The 12,883-nt window shown below is 35.8% G+C and carries 10 protein-coding genes and 1 pseudogene; 5 read left to right on the forward strand and 6 right to left on the reverse strand.

What is annotated here, in order from left to right:
• Positions 1-84: 84 nt before the first annotated feature.
• From ABWU55_RS01095 to ABWU55_RS07820, 4 genes and pseudogenes are all read right to left on the reverse strand, one after another.
• Positions 85-1,167 carry a Fic family protein gene (locus ABWU55_RS01095; RefSeq protein WP_010082532.1) on the reverse strand — a complete coding sequence of 361 codons (1,083 nt, stop codon included), beginning with the start codon at positions 1,165-1,167 and terminating at the stop codon, positions 85-87.
• A 329-nt stretch (positions 1,168-1,496) separates the two neighbouring features.
• Positions 1,497-2,762 (reverse strand): IS4 family transposase, encoded by a 1,266-nt coding sequence (locus tag ABWU55_RS01100; RefSeq protein WP_353286161.1) that lies wholly within the window; start codon positions 2,760-2,762, stop codon positions 1,497-1,499.
• 219 nt (positions 2,763-2,981) lie between these two features.
• Positions 2,982-4,730, reverse strand: a complete 1,749-nt coding sequence (gene dnaG / locus ABWU55_RS01105; protein WP_353286372.1) for a DNA primase — start codon at positions 4,728-4,730, stop codon at positions 2,982-2,984.
• 618 nt (positions 4,731-5,348) lie between these two features.
• A pseudogene (locus ABWU55_RS07820) lies at positions 5,349-5,435 on the reverse strand (WPE palindromic element domain-containing protein); the annotation flags it as partial.
• A gap of 195 nt (positions 5,436-5,630) precedes the next feature.
• Between ABWU55_RS07820 and ubiG the strand changes: the two are divergent.
• On the forward strand, positions 5,631-6,800 hold the full coding sequence (gene ubiG / locus ABWU55_RS01115; RefSeq protein WP_353286373.1) for a bifunctional 2-polyprenyl-6-hydroxyphenol methylase/3-demethylubiquinol 3-O-methyltransferase UbiG: 1,170 nt from the start codon (positions 5,631-5,633) through the stop codon (positions 6,798-6,800).
• A 28-nt stretch (positions 6,801-6,828) separates the two neighbouring features.
• Here ubiG and ABWU55_RS07825 read toward each other — a convergent pair whose 3' ends face one another.
• The gene (locus ABWU55_RS07825) at positions 6,829-7,266 is read right to left on the reverse strand and encodes a TrbC/VirB2 family protein (RefSeq protein WP_410530058.1); all 438 of its coding nucleotides are present in this window, start codon (positions 7,264-7,266) and stop codon (positions 6,829-6,831) included.
• A gap of 157 nt (positions 7,267-7,423) precedes the next feature.
• On the opposite strand from ABWU55_RS07825, the gene metG reads away from it, so the two are divergent.
• Together metG and ABWU55_RS01130 are read left to right on the forward strand one after the other, a co-directional pair.
• On the forward strand, positions 7,424-9,061 hold the full coding sequence (gene metG, locus ABWU55_RS01125; RefSeq protein WP_353286374.1) for a methionine--tRNA ligase: 1,638 nt from the start codon (positions 7,424-7,426) through the stop codon (positions 9,059-9,061).
• A 159-nt stretch (positions 9,062-9,220) separates the two neighbouring features.
• Positions 9,221-10,080 (forward strand): IS630 family transposase gene (locus ABWU55_RS01130; RefSeq protein ID WP_156518142.1). Its coding sequence is split into 2 segments (ribosomal slippage): positions 9,221-9,545 and positions 9,545-10,080, totalling 861 coding nucleotides; the frame shifts between segments, so codons are not numbered across the junction.
• Positions 10,081-10,105: 25 nt separating this feature from the next.
• Here the strand turns inward: ABWU55_RS01130 and ABWU55_RS01135 are convergent.
• On the reverse strand, positions 10,106-10,960 hold the full coding sequence (locus ABWU55_RS01135; protein ID WP_353286375.1) for a hypothetical protein: 855 nt from the start codon (positions 10,958-10,960) through the stop codon (positions 10,106-10,108).
• Between the two features lie 470 nt (positions 10,961-11,430).
• Between ABWU55_RS01135 and ABWU55_RS01140 the strand changes: the two genes are divergently transcribed.
• Both ABWU55_RS01140 and ltrA read left to right on the forward strand, forming a co-directional pair.
• Positions 11,431-11,559, forward strand: a complete 129-nt coding sequence (locus tag ABWU55_RS01140) for a hypothetical protein (RefSeq protein ID WP_255324786.1) — start codon at positions 11,431-11,433, stop codon at positions 11,557-11,559.
• The gene (gene ltrA / locus ABWU55_RS01145; protein WP_006280268.1) at positions 11,522-12,835 is read left to right on the forward strand and encodes a group II intron reverse transcriptase/maturase; all 1,314 of its coding nucleotides are present in this window, start codon (positions 11,522-11,524) and stop codon (positions 12,833-12,835) included. Before ABWU55_RS01140 ends, ltrA begins: the two co-directional genes overlap by 38 nt.
• Positions 12,836-12,883: the final 48 nt, after the last annotated feature.

Below are 12,883 nucleotides of genomic sequence, written 5' to 3' on the forward strand. Positions count from 1 at the left end.
TGCAATTTTTAATCGAATAAAATTGCAAACAAAGTTGTGCATAAGACTGGATTTAAAAAAATCTCGAAAAACATACTAAAACTTTTAAATAATAACTTTATATCTAGTGGCTTTGCCTTCTCCAAGACGCTGTAAGTATTTCATCCCTAGCAGTTTCTTTGTAATTGCCTCTACTGTTCTTGGAGGAAATCCTAGAGCTTCTATAGCATCTTTTCTACTAAATTCTTTATCTGCAAGGCTAAGTGCCCATTCCCAGAAGAACAATTGTTTTCTTGATAATAAATATTCAGTATTCTCCCTCTCAAGAATATAATGCGCCTCATTTGCTTGCGTTTTGAGTACATTAAGAAAAAATATTAACCACGGGGAAATATCTTCTTTGCCACTTTTCCAGCTACTTTGTGTTTTATTAAGCGCTAAATAGTAATCAAGTTTGTTAGTTTCAATTATCTTTTCATGTGATACAATAGATACAAAATCATAACCCTGCTGCAACAGCATTAAATTAGTCATCAATCTACTAGTTCTGCCATTCCCATCTTGAAAAGGGTGTATTGCCAGATACTCAAAAACAAAGTTAGCAATAATAATAAGAGGATGCTTAAATTTATTATTTAAGGACCAGTGATACCAATCAATAAGCTCTTGTACTTCCTTTCTAACAAGGTAAGGTGGTGTGGGATCAAAAATTATACCAACAACTTTTCCATTCTGATCTTTTGCCTCAACTCTATTAGAACTTGCTTTGTATTTTCCTCTATGATACAAATCTTTTTCACTATAAAGTAGCATCTGGTTGTTAATGTGCAATATTGATGACTCACTAATTGGAATATCCGTATAATCATGAAATATTAGTGTAAGCATTTCTAAGTAGCCAGCAATTTCTTGCTCATCTCTATTTTTGAATTTTTTGACACGTAGGTTTTTATATAGATCCTCAACTTCTTTATCGGTTAGACGATTTCCTTCAATACGGTTAGAAGCGCCAGAAGATGTAACAATAACTGAATGAGTTAATCTTTCAATTGTTTGTGGTAGTAGTTTTTTCGTTATCTGCCAGCTATTTTTAACACTATCAACTGCAGTAATTAACTCGTACACTTGCTCAATTACAGGCCCTTCTAGGTTGAGACGTGTACTAAGACGAAAATTCTTCCAGTTCATATTCTTCTCACATGCATATTATGTGAGATAATGTGAGATAATGTGATAAAAGTCAATAGTAAGCTTTATATGCACAGCAGAGCTAACTACAAAAATTATACATTTTCAAGTGATCCTAACCATATCAAAAACTACAGGGCAAAGCTGTTAGCACTGCCATTAAGTTAAGGAAACAGGAGTTAAAATTCGACCAAAAATATAAGTAATTTTGTAATGATGACAAATATTATGGTGAACCTTGAGGGAAGTAAAATTCAAGGTACTGAAAAAATAACAACTGTAGGTTATTGAGTGAAAGATGTAACCTCTAACAAAAAGGTATCTTAGGTTCAAAACACATGTTTTCTAGTTCTTTTTTGGTAGTTCAGTGAACGAGTATCAGTTACTTTATTACGCTCGACCTTCCTTCCTTTTCTCACTACTAAAGTATTCATCAAAAATAACTGTGATAATCGATCCATAATGCAGTCTATGTCTGACTCTGTAGAAAAAACATCGAAAGCTAAATTTTTTATTGCATTAAATGAGACAGATTTATTGATGCTTTTCTCGTACTTGCAATTGGCTAGACCCGCGTTCAATGTCTCTTCTATATCCTCTGTCATAATACTTTCTAAGTTGCTAATAAAGATGGTTGACCAAAAATCCTGCTTTATGGTTTCAACACTTTTACCTGTAAAATTTTCTAAACCTAACCTTCCTTTGAGTTTGGAAAAAAATGTTTCTACTCCCCAACGTAAATAATATAACTCTCCAAATTCTTCAACTTTAAACTGCTGTTCTTCTAACAACGATGTAGCCAACACTTCAATCTCGCCAGAAGAAAGAACTATCTTGACCAATCTAAACTTTATTTTATCAGGTAATCCTAGCTTCCTTAGCTGTCTTGCTACCTTGACAGGTGCGGTTGACACGACTATCGCATCAGATGGACTTTCTGGCTTAAACATAGCATTAATTTCATTAAATGACGAATATGGACAGCGAATTATGTAATTAATACCTCTTTGTGCAAGCTCAGCAAAAAACCGATAAGAAACATATCCCCTATCACAGATCAGCAAATCGTTAGATTTCACGCTGCCAAGCATATCAATAGCTAAGGCAACTTCATAACTGTCACTTCTGCCAAGTACTGATTTTATAGAGACATTATTTAATACATCGTAACATACTTCAAAAGTTGTACTTGTGTAATCTCCAAACTCTTTTTTAGTCCAATTTCTTATTGGTCTTGAGCCAAATTCATTTATTACCTCACTACTTTTTGGCAGGATAAGTATAGAAGCATCAAAGGCAAGCATTCTGAAACCATGATAGGTTTTAAATTCCTTATCTTGATAGTATAGAGAAACTATATCATCGTTTAGCTCTGAAAACGCAGTATGCTTTAGCTTTTTCCTTGCTTGAGTAAATGCACTTGCCGTGATTGTGTGATCCTTTCTTGTATGCAGAACAAACTCATTAAGCATTACTTGCAATGATTTTACACTCTTTCTGAAAATTAGAATAAACACATCAATGAAAGGCAGCTTTCTTTTTCTTGAAAAATCTTTTGAGGATACTTTGTGAGCGTTTATAAAGTTCAAACTCATCAATTTATTTTTTATAAATGTAATTACTCTTTTTTTTACTCATATTATTGCTTCTTTTAACTTATGGATCTTACTTGATTTTATAATACAGTCCATCACTTTTTCTTTAACTTAATGGCAGTGAAGCTGTTAGAGGAAGGCTTAATTAGTTAAAAATTTCAATCTTATGTAAAATATTGTCTTATTTTGTAATTTTCTTGTTGACTAACGAGACGATATCTACTTTTCAATAAACTCCATTTGCATTTCTTGTATACTGCTTTCTATTTGCTTTATTTGTTCTATCAACCTTTCCTCTAAGTCAAGATTACCGCTCAGCCTCGCTTCGGTTCTTTCTTTTCGTAATGCATTTAACTCTTTTAGTAACACTATATTATTCCACACAATTTCTGCAGATTTTCTCTCGTTCAGTTGGCTATTTAGTACACTAGTTTTTTCAAATACATACTTTATAACGTTAAACTGTTTCAATTCTTGTAACAAAGCCTCTTTATCGAGTTTGCTTTTGTTACTTATTACATCAATTATACGCTGTTGTAATCTTTTCATCTCATTAGTAAATTCAAAATGAGAAAATTGCTCAAAAAATATAGGACGGTTCAAGATTTCAGGAAATTCTACGGCTATACGCAAAATTACGGCCTGATTTTGCTCTGCTTCAATTAGCTCTGGAGATTTGTTATGAAGATACTCACCTTTTGTTGCTCCAGTTTTACTATTAAAAATCTGTTTTTTGAAGCTACTTCTTAGTTCACTAGCCTTATTGTAAAAATAATCTCTGTAATACCTTCTAATACTGCTGTTGCTAATAGTATTTACATATTCCATGAACTTGTGCTCAAGAATTGAATATTTTTCCGGAGCAAGTTTTTCATAATTTTGCAAATTGCTATCGATTATGTGATGCCATAAATATTCAGAATGCAGTTTTGTTGAATGGTCAAGAGCAGTCAACACGTCTTCTTTCTTGTATGCCAGTTCGTTACATATATCGTATGGATCTTTATTACTTGGCAAAGTCACAAACTTTAACGTGTATCCAGGCTCTAATATTGGCAGAGCAAGTTCTGCAACTCGAGTAGCAGCATGACGTCCAGCACTATCGCCATCCATACAGATGGAGATTTCTTTAGCAAATCTCCATAGATTTTTTATCTGTTCTGCAGAAATTGCGGTACCAAGCGGAGCAACTGCATTACTAATTCCTGCTTGATGTAGCGCTATAGCGTCCATATATCCTTCAACAACGAGTATGTGCTGTTTTTTACGTATTTCGCTTAAAGCAAAGTTTAATCCGTATAAATTCTCCCTCTTCTTGAAGAGCTGACTCTCTGGACTGTTTAAATATTTCGGCTGTTGCTCAGAACTTAGCGCACGTCCGCCAAAACCAATAACTCTCCCTGCAATGCTCTGTATAGGAAATATCAGCCGGTCATAAAAATAATCATGAAAATTTTTGTTTACTAATCCAATATCAATTAAAATTTTGTCTTCAATACCTGAAGAGTTTAAATACTCTTTCAAACCAGAGCTTGGTGCATAACCTATCTTAAATTTATCTATGATTTTAGGTAAAATCTTACGCTGCTTTAAATAATCTACAACACCTTGATTTTTTTGTGCAAACCAATTTGCAGCTAAATCAAGCGCTAAAAATAGTTTATTGTCCTCTTTTGTAATACTAAGATTTTTGGGCAGTTCAACACCTGTAACCGATGCTAATTTTTCCAATGCTTCTTTAAAGCTTAATCCTTCAGTTTGTGAAATAAATTCAAATGCATCACCACTAGCTAAGCAACCAAAACAGTAATATAACCCCTTAGTATTGCTCACCGAAAAAGATGGGGTTTTTTCGTTATGAAATGGACAGAGCCCAACAAAACTATCTCCTCTTTTTATTAATCTGACTTTTTTACCTACTAGGTCGGATAATAATAATTTTGATTTTATAATATCTATATGATCCATCTTGTTAAATTAGTAGTAGGATAAAAATTATATAGAATTTATACACATCTGACTCGAAATTTATTTCTATAACTAAAGCAATTTAGATTTACCGACAATGTAGCTATACAAATTCAAGAGCAATCCTGTCATCCAGGTAGCCCACAGAAACAAAAAACTTCCTTGACAAACCTCGCCAGCGCCCTTATCATGAAACTGAAGCTATTTATTTATCTTCTCTGTACAGATTAAATGACAAAAAAACTCAACGTATCTGGCGTCTCATGTTTAATTTTTTGCACTATGTGCGCCTTATGTCTTTATCAAATTTCCGGGTTTTGACCTACACAAGCTGAAATACGCTTATAAAGCATTTAAAACATTAAAAAACGCCAACTTAAAAAATGGATAGTGAATAACTAGCTACCCTAGGGTTTCTTTTGCCTTTTTTTCTGTTTAGTAAATTTCTTAACGTTTATAATTTAGATTAGTTGCGGCTTAAAAGCAGCTAAATCGCGGTTATTAAGTGTTTAGAATAAAAAAACGCCATACTTGAAAGTATAATGTAAGTAATTAGCCAACCACGGGGCTTCTTTTGCCTTTTTTTTCGTTTGGTAAATTTCTTAATATTTATACAGAAGGTGTCATTCCAGTGCTTGACACTGGAATCCAGTTCTTATTATACAGCTATCTGGTGTACTTATTTAAAATTAAGTTTTCTGGATCTCAGTGCCAAAGCACTGGGATGACACCCTTCCTGGCGGAGATTATTCTCAAATCACAATGTTCGTACAGTTGTGGAATGAATTGCGGTATGACGTAGGAAAACCTTAGCTATAGCTTTAGAACTCCCAAAAGGTCAGAAGCATTGAATGACTTGACAGAAAGTTCAAACCCATATAAAATGTCCTTATTTCTTATATGTTAGGTATAGTATCAATTGCCTCAGATCATGCTGGTTATGAATTAAAATCAGAAATAAAACCTTACCTGGAAGCCCTAGGTTACAGAGTAGTAGATCAAGGCTGCACTGCTAAGCAAAAGTGTGTAGATTACCCAAACTATGCTGTTAAAGTTGTAGAAGATATAACAAGCAAAAAAGCAAATTATGGGATATTAATTTGTGGTACAGGTTTGGGCATGAGTACTGTGGCAAATCGTTTTGAAGGAATCTACGCTGCTTTATGTAACAGTGTTGAGATCGCAAAATTAGCTCGCGAGCATGGCAACGCAAATGTACTGTGTCTTGGTGCAGGATTTACTGCGAGTGGATTAGCAAAAGACATAGTCAAACAATTCCTCGAAACAGAATTTTCAAAAGAAAGCAGACATAAAAAACGCCTTGATAAACTCAGCAATATAACCTCTAAGAAAAAAAAAACAAAAACTTATAACGAAGATGAAATATCAAAATTCGCTAAAATGGCAGGCCAGTGGTGGGATGAGAACGGCAAATTCAAACCATTGCACATGATGAATCCTGTTAGAGTATCTTACATTATTGAGAAAATAAAAGAGTTAAAAAAATGCAATTTAAAAGAATTATCATTGCTTGATGTCGGGTGTGGTGGTGGCATTTTGTCAGAGTCAATGGCACGCGTTGGCATTAACGTTGTGGGAATAGATGTATGTGAAGAAAACATAAAAGTAGCGCATTCACATGCGAAAAAAGTAGGGTTAAATATAGAATATATACACACCAGCATTGAAGAGCTAAGCAATGACAAGAAGTACGACGTGGTTCTGTTGATGGAAGTAGTTGAACATGTGGATAATTTAGAGCTTTTCATGAAAAAAGCGATAGAACTGCTAAAACCGGAGGGGTTAATCTTTATATCCACAATAAATAGAACTATTAAATCCTTTTGTCTTGCAATAATTGGTGCAGAGTACATATTAAATTGGCTGCCAAAAGGTACGCATAACTGGAATAAATTTCTCAAGCCGTCAGAAATTGCAAATCACTTAAGAGAAAATAATGTAACGCTGCAAAACATGGCTGGCATGGAGTACAACGTAATAAAGCGTGAGTGGAATTTAACTAAAGGTGTGGATATTAATTATATACTTTGTGGTTTGATGAGTGGTTAGATTTAACTCTATAAAAGCACCATTTTCACTACCAATACTTTGAAGGATCTAGACCAGCTTTCTTACATTTGCCCTTACTAGTGAGCACCCAGCCCTTACGACAGCAACCACCACTAGGTGCACACCGATCACGACCTATATATTCAAATCCAGAAGCAGCAACGCATTTTCCATTATTCAATGTTTGTCTCTTATCAAGACAACAAACTTCTTTTTCTGTTACCTTTGTTACAATTTGAGGAGCACCAAAAAACACAGCAACAAACATACCCAGTGCGAAAAGTGCAGGCCAAGGCATTCTGCCAAATATTGCAAGTAAGCTTGAACCAATTATTACCACTGTAATCATTGGTCCACCTATTCCATGAACGTAACCTATTACATTACACATTACATCTGTTGCTCCATCAGCGTGTGCATCAAATGCATAGAAAACTATAAATAGAATTACAAGAAAATTTCCCATTGTTCTTTCAATAATCATGCCTGATTGTTTCTTATTTTAATAAAATTTCAGTAAATAGCTTTTTTCAAAAATTATGCTTAACCCAATCAATATTTATTTATTACTGCCTTTTTAATACTATAATTAACTCAGTTGATTTTTATCAAAATGCTAAACCATGGAACAATTCGAGAACTTTTACATCACCACGCCAGTATATTACGTAAACGATAAGCCGCATATTGGTCATGCATACACTTCTCTCTTGTGTGACGTGGTGGCAAGGTTCATGAAACTAGCTGGGAAAAATGTCAAATTTACCACCGGTACAGATGAACATGGACAAAAAATAGAAAAAGCAGCTAAAGCAAAGGAAATGCAGCCAAAAGAATTTACAGATGAAGTGAGCGTTTCATTTAAAGAATTGGCTAAGTTCATGAATTTTGAGTATGACGATTTTATTCGCACTACGGAGGAACGTCACAAAAAAGCAGTTATAGCTTTATGGAATAGACTTGAAGAGAGAGGGCAAATATATTTGGATTCCTATTCGGGTTGGTATTCAGTTCGTGATGAAGCATTTTATCAGGAGTCAGAGCTGATAGATGGCAAAGCACCAACAGGTGCTGAGGTCCAGTGGATAAAAGAAGAGAGTTACTTTTTTCGCTTATCAAACTGGCAAGAAAAATTACTGGAACTCTATAAAAATCAGCCAAGTTTTATCTTTCCTGAGAGCAGAAGAAATGAAGTGATATCGTTTGTAAGATCAGGGCTCATTGACCTCTCAATCTCTCGCACTAGTTTTAACTGGGGAATAAAAGTACCAGGTAATGACAAACACGTAATCTATGTCTGGATAGATGCATTAACCAATTATCTTACATCAATAGGTTTCCCTAGTACTGAAGGTGAGGAATATAAGAGGTTTTGGGCAGAACCAGAAACACAGATTCCAGTGTCAAGCACTGGAATGACACCAAACCAAGGGAAAACGCAGATTCCAGTGTCAAGCGCTGCAAACCTAGCTGACAACTCTTTCAACGTTCATGTAATCGGTAAAGACATATTGCGCTTTCATGCTGTATATTGGCCAGCGATTCTCCTTGCAGCAGACCTGCCACTGCCAAAACAAATTGCAGTTCATGGTTGGTGGTTGAACGAGGGAGAGAAAATATCCAAGTCCCTTGGTAATGTCATAGATCCAATTGGCCTCGCTCAAGAGTTTGGTGTTGATCAGCTACGCTATTTTCTCCTTCGGGAAGCAAGATTCGGCCAAGATGGCAACTTTAGTAAGAAAAATATGATCAGCCGGATAAATTCAGAACTGGCAAACAACATAGGCAATTTAGTACAAAGAACAATTTCATTTTTACACAAGCAATGTTCTGGAATTGTACCAACAATCGATCAAAGCCTACTTAAAGGTGAAGAAAGTTTGCCAAATTGCAAAGCTATACTAGGTCAAGTGATAGACCATTTATCAAAGTATGAATTTAACCAGATTATACTTCTAATTATCAACATCTCTTCTGAAGCAAATGCCTACATAGACAAAAGTGCACCCTGGACACTAAGCAAAACTGACAGAGAGCGCATGAATTTAGTAATTTACAAGTTACTGGAATATATCAGGATAATAGGCATTTTATTGCAGCCAATCGTTCCCAAGTCAGCAGAGATGATACTAAATCAACTGCAAATTCCGAAAGAACAACGAGATTTAAAATCTTTGTGCGACGCGTGCGTAAGTTCAGGCATAACATTGCCTAAACCTACGCCGGTTTTTTTGAGGGTTGATGCTAAAGAGGAGAAATAGTGTAAAAACTATTTCTCCTGGATGGGATTATCTTTAGTTAACGACGGTGCACACCGCTGTCTACATATTCAAGTTAGGTGGCAAGTGCCTTAGTTATAGCTCTTTCCACAGAAGTCCGGATATGATAAGATTAAGGATAGATGGCGATAAGGAGGTTGGATGCCGGCAGCATATAGTTATGATTTAAGAAAAAAAGCAATGGAAGCACTAGACGAAGGGGAAAGCAGAGAAGCAGTGGCAGCAAGATTTAAAATTGGACGAACTACTTTGTGGGAGTGGCAGCAAAGAAAAAAAGAAACAGGCGACTTTCAGTCAAAAAAACTCGGTAATGGAGGTTACAATCAGAAAATTATCGACTGGAATAAGTTTATCGAATTTGCTAAAAAACACGGTAGAAAAACTCTGTCGGAAATGGCTAAACTTTGGGGCAACGTTAGTATCCAAACGATCCACCGAGCTCTCAGAAAAATTGGATTTACGCGCAAAAAAAGACATATGGATACAAGGAAAGGAACGAAGAAAAACGTGCTGAATTCTTAAAAATTATAGCAACAAAAGAACCAGAAAACTTAGTGTATATAGATGAGTCTGGGATTGATAACACGGAGGACTATCCATATGGGTATTGCCAGAAAGGACAGCGATTTTATGCCCTAAAATCTGGAAAAAAAACTCAACGAATCAGCATGGTTGCAGCCTTAAGTAGAAGAAAGATAGTTGCTCCATTAACATTTGAAGGCCACTGTAATATGGATATTTTTAATGGATGGTTTGAGCAATTTTTGGCACCGATCTTAGAACCTGGACAAACTGTCATTCTTGATAATGCTACTTTTCATAAGTCTGATAAGCTTATCAAGCTCGCTAAAGGAGTCGGTGCAGAAATTTTGTATCTGCCGCCTTATTCTCCAGATTTTAACAAAATTGAGCATCATTGGTTTGCTATAAAAAACAGAGCCAGGAAAAACATTCCTCTATTCGAATCCTTTCGTCGTGCTGTTGATTCTGCCTTCCTATGACCTATTCGGACTATTATGAGAAATGCTATACTTTAGCAAAATGTGATTTAGTAACATCAGCATCTATCACTACTACTTCAGTCATTGCCGACTTAACCTTTCCTAGGCTCCATGCAAACCAGCCTTGACCATTTTCTTCTTTAGTTGGCTGACTTTCTGGGCTAGAAATCTCAGTACCTTTTTCATCACCAGATTCTGCATCATAAAATACATCCTGATCCTCAGAAAGACTCATTAAATACCTTTTAGCAGCATCAACATTTAAATGATCAGGTTGCTTAGGAACGTTATCAATATTCATCTGATTTTCCTGGCTAGGAGTCTCAGTTTTTAAATTTTCTTGTGTAGCCACATTCTTTTTTTCATCAGTTTGCTCTCTTAAAAATTGCCTTACCATCTTCTGTTTTTCTCTAAACAAAAAATCAAATAATATTGGAGAAAGCTCTAGCTTTGCCCCCTCTGGAATAACAATACCATTACCTTGAGATTCACTTGAAAGTTGACTAGCACCACTTGCTTGATCTGCCTTATTACCAAACATCAAGTTTTTAACACTATTCCAGTATGGTGAAAATTTTTCTGAGACCCATGAAAATTCTATTTTAGTTGATGGCATAGTATCATAAACATTTTTTAATTTATTTCCAACACTACTAATTGTCCCTTTTGCTGACTCAATTGATGTATCACAAGTGTTTTTCAAGCTGCTTCCAAAGCTATTAAGTGCACTTTTTACTGGTTCAAATGACGTACCATAAACATCTTTTAAGCCATCTTTAACAATACGAGTTACACGACCACTAATAAATGCTTCTTTTGTAGATGTAAATGCTTTTTCAGATGCTGTTTTGATATCCTTTGCAAACTCAGCTGATGGCATAGTATCATAAATATTTTTTAATTTATTTCCAACACTATTAAATTTCCCTTTTGCTTGTGAAATAATGGGTGCGCCAAGAAGTGCGTAAGGAACAGTTGGTGAAAATCCAACACGGGTAAAGCTTAGCCGGCAACCTGGAACAAACCATTATGCTGCGTAAGGTAACGAGCGTAGTAAAGCTAATGGAATGGACAACATAGGGTGCAACGAAAGTGAAGGTATTGAGTCCCGTAATTCACGCGTCATGGGGGCTGACACTTTACATTTGGTGGAAGGCAACATGGGTAATAACGCTAAAGCAAGATATTACTCACCTCATCGGGATCGAAGGCCGCGTCATGTGTTGAGATGGACCTTACGTGAACTTGGGAGATCCTTTGTATTCCTGTAAGGGTACTCTGGAACAAGTCAATAAAGGCGAGGACTGGAGGAAGATGCAAAGGAAGTCGGACTAGCTGATAGTACTCGGAGTGTGGGAAAGCCACATACAAGGGGAAGCGGTTAGCAATATAGTGACTGGTATAGGGATTGCTATACCAATACAACAGAGATTGGAGGAGTATGCAAGGAAAACTAAACCAGATAGCAGTAAGGGCTAAGCAAGATAAGCGAGTAAAATTTACATCATTAGTTCATTTGATTAATGAAGAGAATCTTGCAGAGTGTTATAAGGAACTAAAACGCAACAAGGCTTGTGGTATAGATCGTGTGACAGTGGAAGCTTATGGAGAAAATCTAGAAGAGAAACTTAAAACACTAGTGGATAGTATGAAGAGAAAACAATATCAACCGCTACCAGTGAAAAGGGTATACATACCCAAAGCCGGGAGCAAAGAGAAGCGCGGTCTCGGAATACCATCAACGGAAGATAAGTTGGTACAGGTAATGCTAAAGAAGATATTAGAAAATATTTATGAAGCAAACTTTATGGACAGCTCGTATGGATTTCGACCAGGAAGAAATTGTCATCAGGCGATAAACGCTCTAGATAAAGCAGTTATGCACAAACCAATTAACTATATTGTAGAAGTGGATATCAAGAAGTTCTTTGATAATGTTCAACATAAATGGCTAATGAATTGTCTAAGGGAACGAATAGCTGACCCAAATTTATTGTGGTTAATAAAACGATTTCTAAAGGCAGGAATAGTCGAAGTTGGATGTTATAAAGCAACCGATCAAGGCACACCACAAGGTGGTATAGTAAGCCCTGTATTAGCTAATATATACTTACACTATGTGCTGGACTTATGGTTTGAAAAGAAATTTAAGCCAAAAGCCAGAGGATATTTACAGCTAATAAGGTTTTGCGACGATTTTGTAGTTGGCTGCGAGAGGGAAGAAGACGCAAAAGAATTTCTAGAATTACTGAAACAAAGACTAAGTAAATTTGGGTTGGAAATAGCTGAAAATAAAACAAAAATAGTAAAGTTTGGTAAGAAAGAATGGTATCAAGCAGAAAGAGAGAAACGTAGGACGGCTAGCTTCAACTTTCTAGGATTTACACATTATTGTGGAAAAAGTCGTAATGGTAAACTTATGATGAAGCAGAAAACTTCAAAAATAAGCCTAGCCAGAAAGATTAAAGAAATCAAAGAATGGTTGAAGATGGTACGAAGTCGTATCTGTCTCAAAGATTGGTGGCAGAAACTTAAAGCCAAACTAACAGGACACTATAGCTACTTCGGAGTTAGCGGAAATTATCGGTGTTTGATTCAATTCTATCGACCGGTAACAAAGTTAGCATTTAAGTGGATAAACCGACGTAGTCAAAAGAAAAGTATGGATTGGGAACAATTTATACACTATTTAAAAGTAAATCCATTACCAAAACCAAAGGTATATGTTTCTTTATACACAGGAGCACTAGTGTGAACGCTGTATTGTGGAGCCGTGTGCGGGAAATCCGCAAGCACGGTTCTT

The sequence above is a fragment of the Wolbachia endosymbiont (group A) of Crataerina pallida genome (assembly GCF_964028475.1).
Classification (GTDB): Bacteria; Pseudomonadota; Alphaproteobacteria; order Rickettsiales; family Anaplasmataceae; genus Wolbachia; species Wolbachia pipientis.